The sequence below is a fragment of the Bradyrhizobium sp. LHD-71 genome (assembly GCF_031157255.1).
Lineage (GTDB): Bacteria > Pseudomonadota > Alphaproteobacteria > Rhizobiales > Xanthobacteraceae > P52-10.
In genome coordinates this window covers 230,500-250,109 of record NZ_JAVIFX010000008.1, presented here as the reverse complement: position 1 = coordinate 250,109, position 19,610 = coordinate 230,500, and the positions used below count along the sequence as shown (strand labels likewise).

Genomic DNA, 19,610 nt, shown 5'->3' with positions numbered 1-19,610 from the left:
AGCCGCCGCGCCAGTGCGTTGGCGCGCCGGTTCAGTTCACCGTAGCTCACCTCCTCATCACCAGACACGACCGCCACCGCAGCCGAACCCTCCCAAACACCCGCTTCAAATTGGGCGAGGAAGCAGCGATCGGGATATGGAGCTTTCGTCCGATTCCACGTCTCCACCAGAAACTCGCGCTCGTCCGGCGGAAGAACAGCGAGTTCGCGCACCGAAGAACGTGGTGCATGCTCCAGCGAGTCGGCCAGTTGCTCGAGCGCGTACTGCATGAAGGCACAGATGCGATCGGCAGAGTGAGGCTCGACGACCTGCGCCGTCAGCGCGAGCGCCTGTCCGGAATCCTCGACCGCGAGCATCAGCGGGTAGTTCGTGCGTTCTTCACCGCCAAGCCATTCGATTCCGTTCAGCAGCTCGACGCGTCCATCGTGCGAATTCGCGGGCATTGCATTGTGGCGATAGTTCAGGAGCGCGCTGAACAACGGCGCCGGTGCGGCAACGCCGCTGCAACGCTGCGCGAGCGCCAACGATGCGTGCTCATGCGCCATCAGTTCCGCAAGCTTCGTGTGCGCCTGACGAACGCTGTCCTCGACTGCTGTGCCGCCGAGATCGAGCCGCAGCGGCAAGGTATTGATGAACAATCCCATGGTGCGATCGGCGCCGGCATGCATGCGGCCGAACAGCACGGTACCGAACACCACATGTTCGCGGCCGCTGCAGCGAGCGACCACCTGCCCCCAGGCGAGATGGCAGAGACTGGCGAGACTCACGCCGAGCCGCCTCGCCTCGCTCCGAAGCCGGTCGTTCAGGGCTGCCGGGAGCGTCCGGCGGGCCTCTCCGATCCCCCCACCGTCACCGCGCACCTGGGTCAGACCGAATGGCGCGGTTGGCTCATCGATGTCTGCAAGCATCGCCCGGAAGAAGCGCTCGTGGTCCTGCGCCACCCGCGTTCCTCGCGTTTGCGCCACCAGATTGCGGAACGGAAATGGAGTGGTCAGTTCATGACCGCGCCCGGCAAGGATCTTGCGGACCTCCGTATGCATCACTTCCAGTGTCGAATGATCACCAATCATATGATGCAGCAGAACCGCGAGCAGCCAGCGCTCACTGCCGGGTTCGCGCGCAACGGCAAAGCGAACCAGCGGTGCTCGACCAAGATCGATGCGATGCCGACGTGGATCGAAACGCTCGGCGAGCTGACGCCGCGCCGTGCTTTCCTCCTCGAGCTCGATTTCGGTAACAACCAGCGGCGCCTGCCGCCAGACCACCTGCGCCGGGCTGGACAACCCTTCCCACACCACAGCCGTGCGCAGAATGTCGTGACGGTCGACGACCTGCTGAACGGCGGTGAGATAGCGGTCGAGCAGATCACGCCCGGCAAAGCCTATCTGACCGATCAACAGATATGGATCGCCCTGTGTCGCCAGCAGATGATGGAACAGGATTCCATCCTGGAGCGTCGACAGGCCGTAGATATCCTGGATGTTGGCCACGCCTCCCGGCACACCAGCCGCAACGGCATCGATCTCGGACTGCGTCAGATCGATCAGCGGCAGCATATCGGGCGTGATCGTCGTCGTATCTTCTGCGATCCGATTGGCCGGAATATCCATCTGACCAGTGCGTCCGAGGCTGGCGGCCAGCTCCGACAGCACAGGCCTGGCAAACAGCGTCCGGACATCCGTCGCGAGCGAGTGCTGCCGCAATCGCTCCAGCAAGCGGACCGCGAGCAGCGAATGCCCCCCGAGCTCAAAGAAATGGTCGTTGCGCCCGACACGCTCGACGTCCAGCAGCTTGGCCCAGATCCTCGCCAGCAGATCCTCGAGCTCGCCTTCCGGCGCCGCATAAACGCCGCGCACCAGAGCGTCATCGTGAGGTACAGGTAACGACTGACGATCGACCTTGCCGTTTGGCGTCAGTGGCAGTGCATCGAGCTGCACGAAGGCCGAGGGCACCATGAACTGCGGCAACCGCGCACCGAGATAGCTGCGCAACGATGCCACGAATTCAGCACGATCGCCCTCGCCATCATCTGGCCCAGACGGCACAACATAGGCAACCAGCCGCTGATCGCCGGCGTCCTTGCCGCGCCCAACCACCACGGCATCGCGGACATCAGGATGTTCAGCCAGACGAACCTCGATCTCGCCGAGCTCTATGCGGAAGCCCCTGACCTTCACCTGATGATCGTTGCGACCGAGGAATTCCACGCTGCCGTCGGGCAGGTGCCGCCCGAGATCGCCGGTGCGGTACATTTTCCCTGTCGGCCCGGGATTGAACGGATCGCGCACAAACCGTTCCGCCGTCAGCTCTGCCCGGTTCAGATATCCGCGCGCGACCCCTGCTCCGCCGATAGAAATCTCGCCGATCGTTCCGCGCGGAACTGGCGCACCATGTTTGTCCAGCAGGTAGATCTGCGTATTCGGAAGCGGACGGCCGATCGGAACGACCGCGCCGTCAAAGTTTGCTGGACGGCGCCAGGCCGTGGCGCAGACAGTCGTTTCCGTCGGGCCGTAACCGTTGAAGACGGCGATATTTGCAGGCAAGCCTTCGACCAATTCCGCCTTGGGCAATTCGCCCGCCAGAACAAGCACCTGCAGTGACGCCAGCCGCGCGAGATCTGTCCGACCCTGAAGCAGTGCGGGCGGAAGCGTCGCGTGCGTAACGCGATTGCGCGCCAGAAAGTCCAGGAGTTCGCCGGTATCGCGATGCTCGCGCGCGCGGACAAGATGCAGCTCGGCTCCGGCGCACAGGGCCATGACGATGTCCCATATGCTCGCATCAAAGCTGAAGGAGGCAAATTGAACGATGCGGCTTTGCCGAGAGACGCCAAACAACATCTGCTGGGCAAGCGCCAGATTGACCAGTCCGCAATGCTGAACCATCACGCCTTTCGGCGCGCCGGTCGAGCCTGACGTATAGATGACATACGCGAGATGACGCGATGTCAGGCCGGCCGCACGTGCATCAGGATCGGATGTCGGCAGTCCGGTCCACGCCGCTCCACTCGCTTCGACGTCGAGGACGCGGCACGGCGTATCGCCCACCGACGCACGCCCGATGTCGTCACAGATCAGCAATTCGGGTTTCGCATCGTCGATAACCTGGCGCAGCCGCTCGCGCGGATAGACAGGATCCAGCGGCAGATAGGCGCCGCCGGCCTTGAGCACGGCCAGCACGCTGACGATCATGGCAACGCCGCGCTCCAGGCAGATGGCGACCACCTGATCGGGACCCGCGCCCTGTTCGATCAGATGATGAGCAAGCTGATTGGCCCTCGCATCAAGCTCGCCATAGCTGACGCACAGTCCGTCCTGGACCAGTGCAGTTGCCTCGGGCTCCCGGCGGACTTGATCTGCAAAGAGCTCGTGGATGCAGCGCTCAGACGGATACGATACAGCGGACCGGTTCCACGTCTCAAGCACGAGCGCGCGTTCGTCAGGCGACAGCATATCGACGCGGTCGACGATCTGATCCGCGTTCGCAACCATGGCTCTCAGAACCGCCAGCAGATAACCGCGGTGACGCTCGACGGTCGCTTCGTCGAACAGCGCCGTGGCGTAGTTGAGCGCGCCGACGATGCGGCCATCGGCTTCGCCCAGATTGAGCTCAAGATCGAACTTGACCTGTTCAAGCCCCGTCTCGACCACATCGACCTTCAGGCCGGGCAGCTCGAACGTCGCCGCTTCGTTGTTTTGCCAGGCGAACACCACCTGAAACACGGGACTATGATCGAGACGGCGCGGCGGTTGAACGATTTCGACGAGCTGCTCGAATGGCAAGTCCTGGTGATCCTGCGCCGCAAGCGCAGCGTCGCGCACACGGCCCAGAAGCTCCGCCACGCTCGGCTCTCCTGACAGATCGAGCCGAAGCGCCAGCATGTTGACGAAGAAGCCGACCAGTCCTTCGACTTCCGGCCGGCTGCGGTTCGCGGTCGGCGTGCCGATCACAAGATCGCTTTGGCCCGAAAGCCGCGACAGCACCGCTGCCCAGGCGGCAAGCACGGTCATGAATGTCGTGGCGCCATGGCGCTGGCTCAGCCGCCGGACGTCCTCGGCGAGATCGGCGTCGATGTCGATCGGCAGTGATGCGCCGGCCAGCGACTTGACGCGCGGGCGCGGCCGATCCGTCGGCAGCTGGAGCAAGGCCGGAGCGCCGGCGAGGGCCTGCCGCCAATAATCGATCTGCCGCTGCAATCGTTCTCCGGTCAGCCATTGGCGCTGCCAGGCGGCATAGTCCGGATATTGGATTGTGAGCGGCGGCAGCGGATCTTCCCTGCCGGCCGTGAAAGCCCGGTACAGGACACCAAGCTCGCGGACGAGCACACCCATCGACCAGCCATCGGAGACCAGGTGATGCTGGGTGAGGACGAAAACATACTCGGCTTGCGCGAGACGAATGAGGCAGCCGCGGATCAGCGGTCCATGACCGAGATCAAAGGGGCGACGAGCTTCCTCGCCATACAGACGCTGGAGAGTCTTCTGCGTGTCAGGATCGTCCCGCAGGTCGTGTTCGACCAGCGGCATACCTTGTTCGGCCGGCAACAATTCGACACGCGGTTGGCCATCATCAGCAACGAAGACGCTGCGCAGGGCTTCATGACGGGCCAACACGCGATTGAGACTGCGGCACCACGCGGCGACGTCAATCGCTCCGACCAAATGCAAGGCGCCGCGAATGTGATAATTCGTGCTCGTACCATCGAGCTGAGCCAGCAGCCACAGGCGCTGCTGCGCAAAGGACAACGCAAGCGCGCCATCGCGCGGGACCGTCGGTATTGATGCGTTCTCGCGCTTGCCCGCTGTGCGACGCTGCTTCGCAAGCTGCACGAGCCTTCGAAGCTCTTCGGCATCGAGCTCCCGCAAATCGGGTTTGAGTAAATCGGCCATGCTCACGATCCCGATGCGATCACGTCTTGAAGCTCTTCAGCGTCGAATTCCCGTTCGATCAGACTGATCGAAATGACGCGAGCAAGTTGGGCGAGCTCGGGATGCCGGAACAGGTCCGAAACCTGAAGGGGCACGTCCCACTCCTGCGACACACGGCTCACCAGCCGCACCGCAAGCAACGAGTGCCCGCCAAGCTCGAAGAAATGATCGTCGCGTCCGACGCGATCGAGCCCCAGCAGCTCGCTCCAGATTTTCGTCAGCTCGGTCTCTATCTCGCCTTCCGGCGCCGCATAACCCCGACGCGAGGCGCCGTCATCCTGCGGCGACGGCAACGCCCGGCGGTCGATCTTGCCGTTCGGCGTCAACGGCAACTGCTCCAGCACAACAATCAACGAGGGAACCATGTAATCGGGCAGCGCTGTCGACAAGGCACTTCGCAATGCCCTGCCGTCGAGCTTCGCTTCGCCGCTGACGTAACCGATCAACTGCCGACCTGTGGCGCTCTCGTGTGCCACAACAACGGCCGAGCGCACGCCGCGCTGCTCCAGGAGCCGCGCCTCGACCTCTCCCAATTCAATGCGGAAGCCGCGGACCTTGACCTGATTGTCAGAGCGTCCGACGTACTCGATCACACCGTCGGCGCGCCACCGCGCCAGATCACCGGTCCGATAGAGCCGATCGCCACCGCCACCGAATTGGTCGGGGATGAAGCGCTCCGCCGTCAGCGCGCTTCGATTGAGGTAACCCCGGGCCAGCCCGACGCCGCCGATAAAGAGTTCCCCCGTCACGCCGACAGGCAGCGGGTTGAGGTCGGCATCGAGGATATAGGCGGTCCGCGAGCCGATCGGCCGCCCGATCGGGGCATAGCGGCCAGGCGCCACGGCGGTCTCGTCGACCGTCCACGCCATCGGTGCGATCACCGTTTCGGTCGGACCGTAAGCATTGACCAAAAGCTCGACATCGGTGGCCTGCCGGAACGCCCTGACGCCCACATCCGACCAGGCTTCTCCACCGACGATGCAAAGCCGCAACGCGAGCTTTCTCCCGAGTTGCCGCAACACATCACTCAACTGGTCGGCATAGGCTGGTGGCAGGAAGACCGTCGTGACGGAGCGACGCTCGATCTCCGCCAGCAGGTCGTCGATCAGCAGGGCGCGCCTCGGCGGCAATACGAGTGATCCGCCTGTCATCAGCGGCACCAGCCAGCGCTCATGGGCGATGTCGAAATTGATCGACGCGGACTGGAATTCGCGATCGGTCGCTTGCATACGATAAAGCCGCCCGATCGCCTGGCAATGCATCGCGAGCGGTCCATGTGCGACCGCCACGCCTTTGGGCGTTCCGGTCGAACCAGACGTGTAGATCACATAGGCCAGGCTCTCGGGGCGAATCTCGATCGCGAGGTTGCTGTCGTCCTCGTTGCGACGATGCGGTTCATCGAGCCGCCACGCCTCCACGCCCGTTGCGTCGAGCACCGGCGCAAGACGGTCGCGCAGCGCGTGTTGAGTCAGCACGAGCCTCGCCCCGCTGTCGCGCAGCATGTGAACCAGGCGCCCGGCGGGATAGTCGGGATCAAGCGGCAGGTAGGCGCCGCCCGCCTTCAACACCGCGAGCAGCGCAACCAACATGTCCGCGCTGCGTCCCAACGCCAGACCAACCAGTCGGTCCGGACCAATGCCATGACGGCGAAGGCGCCGGGCCAGCCGGTTTGCCCGCGCGTTCAATTCGCCGTAGCTGATCTCTTCCTTGCCGCATACCAATGCCAGAGCGGACGGAGACCGCGCAGCCGTCGCTTCGATCTGCGCAACGACCGTCGGATGCGAAGCCGACAGCGATACCGCCGGTCCGCTCCATTCGAGAACGCGTTGAATCTCACCCTTGTCCGGCGCACCCAGGATGCCCTGCGGCCTGCCCGCATCGGCAACGATCTGCTCCAGCAGACCGACCAAGGCGCCCCTCAGCTTCATCATCTGCGAGCCATCGAGCCGGGCGCGATCGTAGTTGAAGTCGAGATTGAGTCCGTCCGAGCCGGCGAATACCGCTACGGCCAGTGCATAGTTGGTGGGCGTGACATGCTCCACGCGCCCGAGGCGAGGTCCGCGATCGCCCTTCCCGCGCAGCCCCTCGTCGATTGGATAGTTCTCGAACACCAGAATGCTGTCGAACAATGCCCGGCCGGCATGGCCGGCGAGCCGCTGGATCTCGTAGAGCGGTGTCCAGCCGTGCTCGCGCAAGGCGAGATTCTGCTCCTGCAACTGGCGCAGCCAGGTGCCGATGCTGGATTGCGGATTGGCCGAGTCGACGATCGGCAACGTGTTGATGAACAGGCCCACCATCTCCTCGGCGTCGGGCAGCTCGGCCGGACGGCCAGACACCGTGACGCCGAAGCACACTGCATCTTGTCCAACATACCGTCGCAACACTTGCGCCCATGCCCCCTGCACGAGCGTGTTGAGCGTCACACGTTCGCGCTTCGCAAACGCCTTCAGGCGTTCCGTGAGCTTCGCGTCCAGCAGAAGACTCAGACGAGCATGGCCCGAAGCATCTGGTGTCGAGACAACCGATATGTGATGATCTGATGCCAGTGCGTCCGCGAGGAACGTCGGCGCTTCCAACGCAACCAACGCAGCAGGCCAGAAAGCTGAGCTCGCACGTTCCCGCCCTTTCAGCCAGGCGATGTAGTCACGATAGCTGCCCTGCACCGCGGGAAGCCTGACCCCATTCACGTGCTGCAGCACCTGGGCGACCAGCCGTGCGGAACTCCAGCCGTCGAGTACGATGTGATGATGGGTCCAGATCAGCCAGTGACGATGTTCGCCGAGCCGGATCAGCCGTACGCGTTGCAACGGCGGCCGCGAAACGTCGAAGCCTGTCGCACGTTCGCGCCGTGAGACGTCCGCCAACGCGGCGTCCAGTTCATCGCACCTGCCGGAATGCTCCAGTGCCGCCGTGCGCTCGCGCCAATCCTCTTCGACGAACGGCACCCCAGCCTGCCGATACACAACCTGCTGCGCCGATCCGGACAGCTCCCGCCATATGAAACCGGTGCGCAGCGTCGCGTGACGGTCACTGACGACCTGCCATGCCGCGCGCAATCTTTCGGCATCGATCCCGATGAGTTCGATTGCGACCTGGTTGACATAGACGTCCGCGTCGCCATCGCGCAGCGCATGGAACAACATGCCCTGCTGCATTGGCGAAAGCGGATAGACGTCCTCAATGCTTCGCCAGTCCAGCGTCGTCGCCAGCCGATCGAGCTCGGCTTGGGTCAGGTCGGACAGCACAACATCGGACGGTGTGATCCCGCAGGCACCGCTTGTGCAATGATCGACCAGCTCCCGCAATGCCGTCTCGTAGAGCTGCACCAGTCGCGCGATCGTTTCGCGACGATAGCGCTTCCGCCCGTATCCGAACGACAGGCGCAGCCGCCGGTCACGCACCTCTCCGTTGATGTTCAACCATCCACGCAGCGGCGCAGTGGCGCTGCGCGTGGCGCCAGCGCTCTCCGGTGCAATCCGGAAAGGCAAGCCATCTCCCAGACTGCCGTCGAACTGACCGAGGTAATTGAAGACGATGCGTGGCTCCCCCGACCGCGCTAGCGCCAAGCGGTCCGCTTCCGCACCAAGGTAGCGCAAGACGCCGTAGCCAAGACCGCGGTTCGGAACCGCGCGAAGGGTTTCCTTCATCGACTTGATGAGCGGAGCATCGCCGCTGGATCCACCTTGAAGGCGAAGCGGGAAAGCCGTCGTGAACCAGCCAACCGTACGCGAGAGCTCCGCACCGGAAAAGACATCTTCCCGGCCGTGCCCCTCGAGCTCGATCAGCACGTCGTCATGACCGCTCCAGTGCCAGATGGCGCGCGCAAGACCCGTCAGCAGAAGATCGTTGACCTGCGTGCGATAGGCTGCCGGCGCCTCCTTCAGGAGACGGGACGTCAGCTCTTCGTCGAAGACGAGCGAGACCTCCTCGCTGCCTCCCACACGGTCGATTTCCTCATGATCACAGTCGCACGGCAATTCGGTGCCCGCCCGACACCGCAGCCAGAACGGCAGCTCCGCTGCGAGTTCTTGTGACGAGGCATAAGCTCGAAGCCGGGCCCCCCATGAGGCGTAGGAATCACTTGTCGGTGGGAGCGTGGCCGCCGCCGCGCCTTGCAGCAACTGATCGTAGGCCGACGCGAGATCTTCCAGCAGCACACGCCACGACACGCCGTCGATGACCAGATGATGGACCGCGATCAACAGACGCTGGCCGCCATCCTCAAGCTCCATCCCGACTGCGCGCAGCAACGGACCCGACAATGACAGGCTCGCCTGCGCGGCGGATGCCACCGCCGTAATCTGCGCGGCATCGCCGATGCCTTCACGAACCGCCAGCAACTCCGACGCAGCCGGCGCCGCCGCGTGCTCTGCCCGCCAGGTGCCGTCGATCTCTTCGAAGCGCAACCGCAGCGCATCGTGATGGTCCACGACCGCTACCAGCGCACGGCGCAGCACGTCCCAGTTCAATCGCGATTGCGGCGCCAGCAACAGCGCCTGATTCCAATGGTGGCGATCCGCCGTCACCTGCTCGAAGAAGCGCGCCTGGATGGGCAGCAGATGATGCGGGCCCGTCACCAAGTCACGCACCGTTGGCGTGTCCGCCTTCGGCTTCGCGTCCTTCGCGGCGGGCAGCGTCGATACGGTCGCAACGGTCGCCAATGCAGCTATCGTTTGCTGCCCAAACACCTGCTTCGGCGTCAAACGGACGCCGCGCTTGCGCAACCGTGCAATGATCTGCAGGCTGAGAATTGAATCGCCGCCGAGCTCGAAGAAATTATCGTTGCGGCCGATCTGCTCCCGCCCGAGCACGTCTTGCCAGACAGCCGCAATCGCCTGCTCGACCTCTCCTCGAGGCGCCGAATAGTCTACAGCGACGATCTCCTCGTCAGGCTCGGGCAATGCCTTGCGGTCGATCTTGCCGTTCGACGTGAGCGGCAGGCGCGCCAGTCCAACGATGCGTGGCGGCACCATGTAGTCTGGCATGACAGTCGACAGACGCTGCTTGATCGCATCCGGCCCCAGCGTCATCCCGGACCTTGCAACATAATAGGCAACGAGCTCTTGACGCTGCTGGTCGGTGCCAAGGGCGCGGGCGACAACCACCGCGTCTTCGACCTCGTCCAGCGCCTTGATCGCGCGTGAGACCTCGTCGAGCTCGATCCGGTAGCCGCGCAGCTTGATCTGGTCGTCGGCGCGCCCCAGGAACACCAGCCGGCCCGCTTGATCGCACCGGACAAGATCTCCGGTCCGGTACAGCCGCGCGCCAGCTAATCCAAACGGATCTGGCACGAAGCGCTCCGCTGTCAAACCGGGCCGACCGAGATAACCCCGCGCGAGTCCCGCACCGCCAATGTAGAGCTCACCGACGACGCCGATCGGCACCTCGTTCAGCATATCGTCCAGAACACAGGCGCCCAGGTTGGCGAGCGGCAAACCGATGGGCGCGGGCCCCGCGGCGTCAGCCTCGCAGGCATGCGCAACAGCGCCGACTGTCGTTTCCGTCGGGCCGTAATGGTTGACGATCCGGCACTGCGGTCGCAGTTGACGGATCTCGGCCAATAACGTCGGATCGCAAGCCTCGCCACCAAGAACAAGGACATCGCGCGGCAGCAGATCGGCCGATCGTGATGCGTGCAGCAGTCCACGCAAATGGCTCGGCACGATCTTCAGAAAGCCGACGTCCGCTTCGCGCATTGCGCGAGCGAACAAATCGGCGTCGAACGACGCATCCGGCGGGAGGAGATTGAGCGTTGCGCCCGTCGCGAGCGCGCTGAACAGCACCGTGTGGCCGAGATCGGCCGCCACCGTCGAAACCATCGCCATGCTTGTGCCGGCCACCGGCTCCAGCCGCAGCAACAAGGCCTGCACGTAGTTGGCCAGCGCGCCATGTGAGACCGCGACCCCTTTAGGGGTACCGGTCGAGCCCGAAGTATAGATCACATAAGCGATCTGCTCCGGATGGATGTCCACCGACAGGCCTGAGGCCGCTTCGCCCGTGGCGACATCGTTCGCATCGAGCACAAGACAGTCAAGCGCTCGCGCCGCTTCCAGCGTCTCGCCGGCGGCCATCACAATGCCGATGTTCCCGTCTTTGAGGATGCCTTGCACCCGCTGCAGCGGCCATTTCGGATCGAGCGGAACAAAAGCGCCGCCGGCCCGGAGCACGCCGAGCAGAGCCGCGACAAAGGCGGGCGAACGTTCGATCCACAGCGCGACCGGAGCCTCGCGGGTGACGCCGCGGGCGACAAGCTCACGCGCAAGGCTGTTCGACCTGCGGTCGAGCTCGTCGAAAGTCATCGTCTCGCCACCGCACCGCACGGCGACCGCCGTTTCGCGATCCGCTGCCGCTGCGCAATGCAGGCTAACGATATCGACAAAGTCGAATGTCGCCGTCTCGCTCCGCACGACCTGCCGGTTCGCTTCGTCGATTGAAAAATCCGATAACGGCCGCTCCGCGTCCTCGGCGATCTGCCCGAGCAGCGAGTGAAACTGCGCTGCCAGCCTCGCGATCGTCGCCGACTCGAAGAGATCTGTCGCGAAGTTGAACGTCGCCTTGATGCCGTCGGCCCCATCGACGATGTCCAGCGCGAGGTCGAAATGCGAGCCGGCGAGATCGACGATCCGGGCCTCAGCGGCGAGGCCTTCGACCGCGTCGAAGCCGCGCGGTGCGGTCATGTAGTTGAACTTCGCCTGGAACAGCGGATTGTGGCCGCCGCTGCGCTCGGGCTTGAGCCCGTCGACCAGCAGCTCAAAAGGCAGATCCTGATGCGCGAGCGCACCGATCACCGTTTCCTTGACCTGCGCAAGCAACTCGGAAAAGCTCATTCGGTCGACGATGTCGGCGCGCATCACCAGCGTGTTGACGAAGCATCCGATCAGCCGTTCGAGCTGCACATGCCGGCGCCCGGCCACCGGCACGCCCACCCGCAGATCAGTCTGCCCCGTATAGCGGTGCAGCAGCACATGATAGGCGCCGAGCAGCAGCATGAAGAGGCTCGCACGATGCTGTCCGGCGAGTGCTTTGAGGCGGACGGCGAGCGTTCCATCGATCTCGAGGCCGATCGTGCCCCCGCCATGGCTCTGCACGACCGGACGTGGCCGGTCGAGCGGCAGCGCCAGAACGGGATGCGTCTCGCCCAGACGGGCGCGCCAGTAAGCGAGTTGCTGCTCGCCCTCGCCGCTGGCAAGCCATTTTCGCTGCCAGGCGGCGAAATCGGCATACTGGATCATCGGCAACGGCGGAGGCCCGACGTTGTCCTGGCTGAAGCTGCGATAGAGTGCCGCCAACTCCTGCAGCAGTACGTTCAGTGACAACCCATCGACGATGATATGATGCGCAAGCAGGAGCAGTTCGTGCTCATCGTCGGCAAGGCGAAGCAGAACGGCGCGCAGCAACGGCCCGTTGACGAGATCGAAGGGCCGAGCAAGCTCCTCTTTCGTCAGCGCGGCAGCGTAACCGCCGCGATCGCAGACAGTATGACGTCGCAGGTCCTCGAACCGGATCGCGACATCCATGGCGTCATGAACGACTTGACTGCCGCGGCCCTCCTTGGCGACGAACGTGGTGCGCAGCACGTCGTGACGCCGAACGACCTCGGTGATCGCTCTCGACAGGATGGAATGGTCGAGTCCGCCTTTCAGGCGAATCGTGCTCGCAACCGTGTAGGCCGTCCCGCCAGGATCCATGTTCCACAGAAACCACAGCCGCTCCTGGGCATGAGACAATGCATTGCGAACCTGCGGGGACGCGCGTTGAATTGGCGGCAGTGTTTCGCTCGCCCCCTCGCGCACCAGTGCCTCGATCCGGCTGGCAAAGGCCGCAAGCGTCGGCGCATCGAAGAAGCTGCGCAGCTCCAGCTCGCGGCCGAAACGTTCGCGGATCGTAGCCGCGACCTGGCCGGCGGAGATTGAGTTGCCGCCGAGCACGAAGAAATCGTCTTCCCGACCGACGGTCTCGACACCAAGTGCTTCACACCAGATCGTGGCGACGGCGCGTTCGGTCTCCGTTGCGGGCGCATTCACCGCTTTCCCTGTCAGCGAGCGACCATCGCTGCTTCGTCCGTGCTCGATAACCATAAAGCTGTCGAGCATATTGTTCGACCAGCCTGCACTGCAGGCCGAGCGCTGAAGCTTTCCGCTGGTCGTCAACGGCATACCGCGCGGGTTCAGCAGCACGATGACGGCCGGATACTCCTGGCATTGCCGAAGCACCGCTTCGCCGATCGCATGCGCGAGCAGCTCGGGCGCCGTGCGCGCGAGCGTGGTGCGGCTGAATTCGGCCGCTACACCGATGCTTTCGTGTCCATTGGTGTCGACGGCAAACGCAGCCACGCGCCCCTTGCGGGCGGATCTGACGCCGGCCTCCACTGCCTGTTCGACATCAGTCGGATAGATGTTCTGGCCGCGAACGATCAGCAGGTCCTTCAGTCGCCCTGCCACGACCAGGGTGCCGTCGCGAACGAAACCCAGATCTCCTGTACGCAACCAGCGTTGGTTGTCTCGTTCGACAAACGCCTGATGCGTCGCTTTCGCATTCCTCCAATAGCCCTGCGCGACACTCGGTCCGGCGACCCATATCTCGCCGATCTCGTCAGGCTCAGCGACGGTCGATCCATCGACCCGCATGATCCGCAACGCGTGACCTTCGATCAGTCGGCCACAAGCCACGAGATCGGTACCTTCGCTCGCATGGACAATGCGACCAGCGGCGAGTTCGGCCGTATCGAGGGTATACGTGACCGGTTCGACGCCGAGCTCGCTGCCGCTGACGAGCAGCGTCGCCTCGGCGAGACCGTAACAAGCCGCCAACGCACGCGCATCGAATCCGGCCGGCTTGAACCGCTCCGCAAACCTCCGAAGCGTCCTGCAACGAACGAATTCGGAGCCTGAAAACGCAAAGCGCCAGCTGCTCAGAACGAGCTGTGAGAGACTCTCGTCGGAAATGCGGTCGACACACAGTGAATACGCGAAATCGGGGCCACCACTCAGTGTCGCATTGTAGCGGCTGATCGCCTCGAGCCAGCGCCGGGGCCGTTCCAGAAAATGGCCCGGCGACATCAGCACCGCCGAGTAGCCGACAAACAGCGGATTCAACAAGCCGCCGATCAGCCCCATGTCATGGTAAAGCGGCAGCCAGCTGACGAAGATGTCGTCCTGCGTCGCCCCGGCGAGGGCCTGGATCGCCCGCTCATTGGCCACCAGATTGCCATGCGAGACGCAAACACCTTTTGGCTGGGAGGTCGATCCGGAGGTGTACTGCAGGAACGCGACCGCATCGGCATCGAACCTCGTCTCTCGCCAATCCGCGGCCAGATCAGGCTGCACGGCATCAACCTCGACGATCTGGACGCCGGTGGTTTTCGGCAGCAGCGCCTCGATATCTGCACGAAGATCCGTTCTCGTCAGAACGAAACGCGGCGTCGCGTCGCTGAGAATTCCGTCGAGGCGCCCCGCGTGACGAGCACCTCCGCCGTCCTGCGGATAGGCCGGCACGGCAATCACACCCGCATACAGGCAGGCGTAGAATGCGACGGCATAATCGAGCCCGCTAGGAAGGAGGATTACCGCCCGCTCGCCCGCGCCTCCCAATTGCTGGAGCAGGCTCGCGACCGAGCGAACACGGGCATCGAGCCCGGCGAATGTCAGCTCGTGGACGACGTCGTCGTCTTCGAGAAAGCGCAAAGCAACTCGGCCCGACCGCGATGCGGCATGCTTGCGCAATCGTTCGACGAGGTTCTCTGTCTGCATCGGTATCGACTTCTGCTTCCGGAACCTTCAGCGCTGGTGGTTCGGCTCGGCCATGGCGACAATCACCTTGCGCGGTCCCTTGAACGGTGAGCGCGCATGAGCCGTCAGCATGTTGTCGAGCATGACGACATCGCCGGCCTGCCAGGGGAAGACAATTTTGTGCGCGTCCAGCACACCACGGACTGTGGCGAGCGTTTCGTCTTCGATCGGCGAGCCGTCGCCGTAGAAGACGTTGCGCGGCAGCTCCATTTCGTCGCCGACCACGTCAAGCAGACTTTCCCGCACCTCCGCCTCGAGATTTGAGACATGGAATAGATGGGCCTGGTTGAACCAGACCCATTCGCCGGTCACGGGATGACGCGCCGTGCCCTGGCAGATCTGGCGGGTACGAAGCTCACCGTCGTCCTTCCATTCGCAATCGATGTCGTGCGCGGCGCAGTAGATCTCGACCTCCGCCTTCGACTCGGTGCCGAAGACATCCTGCCAGTCCACGTCGAGACCGTTGCCGTAGTTGCGCACATACATCACGCCCTTCTCGGCGAAGCGCTCACGGATCGCCTGCGGCATGTCGCGATGAATCGCCCGACTGTCGGCGATCGGCGTTTCGCCGCCCTCCTGGGCTGGCTGCATGCAGTAGAACCAGATCTTCATCGGCCAGTCGCGCGTATAGGCCTGCTCGTTATGCAGCGGGATGTGCTGATGTGGCGGATACTCCGTCGACGTATAGACACCGGCGGTCACCTTCGAGCGAGGCGTCGAGCCGAACTCATAGGTCAGGAGAGGATGGCCGAAAGCCGCTGCAAACGCCCGGAACGCATCGGGGCCGTCGAGAGAAAAGCCGCGGAATACGACCCCACCACAGCCGATCAGATGCCGATCGACAGTGTCGCGCAGCATCGGAAGCGCCCCGCCGAGCGGCGCATCCGTGTCATCGGACTGCAGCAGCATCGGCAGGCTTCTGCCGTCGAGAAGCGGACGGACGGAGAACGTACTCATGATCTTGCTTCCATTCGAGCCAATGTTTCGATCCGACGACGGCAGCTGGCATGCCGCGAACTGGTGAGATGAGCTGTGCGCGTTCGCGCGCAGCTCTAGGCGCGTTGCACCGAGGCCGCCGCCCCGCGATCCGATAGCTGCGGCTGCGATCGACCGGAGTGGCGCGACAGCACCGAAGTGATGAGGCTGAGCATCTCGGCCTGCTGGGTGTGGATGAAGAAGTGGTGACCTTGCAGGATATCCAGGGCGAAGCCCGCGGCGGTCTCCCGCTTCCAGGCCTCCAGCGAAGCGCGGCTGGTGTCGTCGTCGTCTCCACCGAAAACGTGGATGGGACACGGCAACGGACGCCGCTCGCGGTGGACGTACGCCCCGCACATCAGGAAATCGGCGCGAAGCACCGGCAGCGCCATCCGCATGATCTCGTCATTCGACAACGCTTCATCAGGCGTTCCGCGAAGCCCCCGCAACTCTTTCAACAACGCGGCGTCGCTCAACGGCTGCCGCCATCTGCTGCCGTCTCGCACCGCCGGCGCCTCCGTGCCCGACGCGAACAGGACGAGCGGCGCGGGCGCGCAGCGATCGAGCAGGCTGTGAGCCAGCTCAAATGCGATCAGTGCACCGAGACTATGTCCGAACAGCGCATACGGACGATCAATGTTCGGGTGGAGCTCGCTGGCGAGCTGGCTTGCGAGTTGCAAGGGATCGGTCGCCAGCGGCTCGTCCATGCGCACGCCGCGCCCCGGCCATTCGACGGGCTGCACGTCGATCCATGATGGCAGGAGTCTGCGCCAGCGCGCGTAGAGCATGGCGCTTCCGCCGGAGTATGGCAGACAGAGAAGCCGCATCACCGGCCTCACTCAAGCGGCGTTCGACGGCGAGCCGTTCTCGTCCATGAATTTGCGAAGCGTCAGCGGCCGCATATCGGTCCAAACCTGCTCGATATGATCGAGGCATTCCTTCTTGGTGCCCGTTTTTCCGACCGCCTTCCAACCGTTGGGAATGTCCTTGAACGTCGGCCAGATCGAATATTGTTCTTCGTGATTGATGACGACCGTAAAGGTGATGTCTTCTCTGTCGAAAACCATCATGCCCTGTTTCCTTTGTCTCAGGAAAGCGATCGCGTTTGAGTAAGACAGAAGCACATGACGGTCAAAACAATATCGCTGCGAAAGTTTTTAATACCTCCAAGGTTGGATCGCAGAAAAAATACGACAGCCGCGTGCACGACATGCACAGATCGCAAGCATCTGATTTCGCAAGAGAGATGCTACATCACCGGAAACCCATCATCGACTTGTCATCAGACGCGTCGGGTGTGGAGAGAAGTGGAACCGCAAACAAAAATGCCGCCGCGGATACTCCGCGACGGCAGCGATGCTGTGAACGAGCGCCGCTTAGAAATTGAACGTCGTCGAGACGAGATAGGTCCGCGGCGCACCGAGCGTGATCGTGCCGCTGTGCGCTGACGCCCAGTAGCTTTCGTTGGCAATGTTCTCGATGTTGGCGCGAATGACGATCGGCTTGCCGTTCCACGGCGAGGCAAAGGTATATCGCGCGCCGAGATCGACACGCGTCCATTCCGACAGCTCGACGACATTGGCCACGTCGGCGTACTGCCGCCCGGTGTAGATCACCCTGCCCGTCAACGTCAGGCCCGGAACGAACGGCAAATCCACTTCGGCGCCGAGATTGACGTTTACGTCGGCGACGCCAATCGCCTTCTTGCCATCGTTGACGCCATTGGGCGTCCTGATCTGCTCGCCGTCGATCCAGGCTACGCCACCAAGCATCCGGAACCAGGGTGTGATCTCACCGAAAACGTTGAGTTCGACCCCGCGGTTGCGCTGCTCGCCGTTAAGCGCCTGGAACGGCTGCATTCCAGGTACCGTCACGGCGATGACGCTAGGCTGGGTGATATCGAAGTAACTCAGCGTGGTCGTAAAGCGGCCGAAATCGTACTTGACCCCTGTCTCGAACTGCTTCGTCTGGCCCGGCGGGAATACGGTTCCCACGTTGGCAAACGTGCCCGACACGACATGCGGAGTCTGCAGCCCCTCGATGTAGTTTGCATACAGCGAAAGGTTATCGAGCGGCTTCACCACGAGCGCATAGGCGGGCGTCCACACGGAGGTCTCGCTCGCCGGCCTGTTGACACCAGTGAGGAAGTTCGCAACCTCGCTACTCGCGCTCTGGCGTCGGATGCCGATCGTGAACTGGATACGTTTGTCGAGGATTGACATCGTATCGGAGACGCCGACGCTCCAGAGATTCACGCCAGTTTGCTGGTTCGCACCGACAGCTGAAAAGCTCGGTAGAGGAATATTTGTAGGCTCTCTGTACAGGTTCCAGAAAAGCGACGGCGCGGTCATCGGGAGAGCACGAATGAACTGATTATAAGTTCGATCGTTGACCGAATAATTCACATTCACAGCGTGGTTGATGAACCCGGTATCGAAAGCCGCTCGCGCCCCGGCCTCCCCGGCAAGGGTTTCGAACCTCTCTTGTCCGGCAAATGGGCGCGATTGTAGGCCTCCCAACTGGAACGGAAAGCCAGGCGCGGCATTGATTATGACCGGCGAACCATACGCATAGTTGATCTTGCTGTCGTGATAACCGAATCCGGCGTAAGTCGTCAGCCAGTCGGTGACATCCACTTCTCCCTTTACCGTCGTAAAGAAATCCGTCGGCTTATAGAACGCCCAAGGGAACTGGAAATTGAGTCCGGCTTTCGGGGGCGGCGGGAGGATTGTCGAGCCCAGGGTAAAGAAGCGCATCGGCGGGTTCAGATTGTCGGCTTGATAGCCAACATCGACCGCAACGCGCACGCGCTCACCCAGATAGTCGATACCGGCAACGATGTTGCCGTTCTCGTCCGTTTGCCTATTCCAGGGCGTATCGCCTTTCGAATAGGCTTGATTTACGCGCACGCCCCATTCCTTGCGCTCACCGAAGCGGCGGGCGACGTCGATCTGTTCGCCGAACTGCGATTTCGACACATAGGTCGCGGTGAGCTGAGTGATGTCATAAAAGGGAGCGTGCTTGGTAATCAGGTTGACGCTGCCGCCGACGGCGCCGCCGCTCGCCACGCCCGTTCCGCCGGTTGTCATGCCGTTCAGCAAGGCGCTTGGACCTTTCAGCACCTCGACGCGCTCTATGTAGTTCGCATCCGAAGAATAGTATGGCGCGATGCCATACAGTCCGTTCAGCGCATAGTCGCCGCTGTCATAGTAAAAACCGCGGATGTAAAGGCCGTCAGCACCGCCGCCCGCGGCCTGGTAGACCCTCACCGATGGATCATTCTCCAGGACCTGCCGGATCGTTCGCGCCTGCTGATTCTGGATCAGTTCCGCCGTATAGCTCGTCTGGTTGAACGGTGTATCCATGACGTTGCGGTTGCCGAGCATTCCCAGGTTTCCGCCGCTCGCCACCTGACCACCGGCGTAAGGCGCCGGCAGCGCTCCGATCGCGCCCGTGGACGGCACAAGATAGGGTACCGGCTCAACGGTTCGAACTTGCGGGGCAGCGACGCGCCTTTGCACGCGCGTCGTGCTGGCTCGCTGCGCCGGAGCTGTGCGAGTTGCCCTTCGCTGTGTGGGCGCGTCGACGACAACGGGTGGCAAACTTCCTTGCGCCAATACGCTCTGCATACCCGTCGAATAATCCAAAGAAAGCACGAGATAACTGACCGCTCCCAGCGAAACGGCCCGCACGAAATGTCTCGGCGCGGCTCGATACATGATTTGCCCCAACCCCAATGTTCAGAAATGCGAGGATTCCCGCGCGTTCGTCCTAACATACGAGTCGCATTGGGCAGGTCATCGGGGCCTAGAAGCGATCTAAGTGTGGAGATTCGCATGCGACCGTGATCGCGAGACCACAGTGTGGAGCGCCGCACTGACTCTCTTTTGAATGTCTCTAAATATTTTAGCTTGAACGCTTC

General features: G+C 63.0%; 6 protein-coding genes. All 6 read right to left on the bottom strand.

Annotation, left to right across the window (positions count from 1 at the left end):
- Nucleotides 1-4,886 (bottom strand): non-ribosomal peptide synthetase (locus RCO31_RS11465; RefSeq protein ID WP_308968452.1); only part of this gene is annotated, 4,886 nt, incomplete at its 3' end.
- A gap of 2 nt (nt 4,887-4,888) precedes the next feature.
- Nucleotides 4,889-14,674 (bottom strand): non-ribosomal peptide synthetase, encoded by a 9,786-nt coding sequence (locus RCO31_RS11460; RefSeq protein WP_308968451.1) that lies wholly within the window; start codon nt 14,672-14,674, stop codon nt 4,889-4,891.
- 27 nt (nt 14,675-14,701) lie between these two features.
- Nucleotides 14,702-15,670, bottom strand: coding sequence for a TauD/TfdA family dioxygenase (locus tag RCO31_RS11455; RefSeq protein ID WP_308968450.1), 969 nt, complete (start codon nt 15,668-15,670; stop codon nt 14,702-14,704).
- A gap of 95 nt (nt 15,671-15,765) precedes the next feature.
- Nucleotides 15,766-16,515, bottom strand: a complete 750-nt coding sequence (locus RCO31_RS11450) for an alpha/beta fold hydrolase (RefSeq protein ID WP_308968449.1) — start codon at nt 16,513-16,515, stop codon at nt 15,766-15,768.
- A gap of 12 nt (nt 16,516-16,527) precedes the next feature.
- Nucleotides 16,528-16,758 carry an MbtH family protein gene (locus RCO31_RS11445; protein WP_308968448.1) on the bottom strand — a complete coding sequence of 77 codons (231 nt, stop codon included), beginning with the start codon at nt 16,756-16,758 and terminating at the stop codon, nt 16,528-16,530.
- A 306-nt stretch (nt 16,759-17,064) separates the two neighbouring features.
- Complete coding sequence (locus RCO31_RS11440) at nt 17,065-19,407, bottom strand: TonB-dependent receptor (RefSeq protein ID WP_308968447.1); 2,343 nt, start codon at nt 19,405-19,407, stop codon at nt 17,065-17,067.
- Nucleotides 19,408-19,610 lie beyond the last annotated feature (203 nt).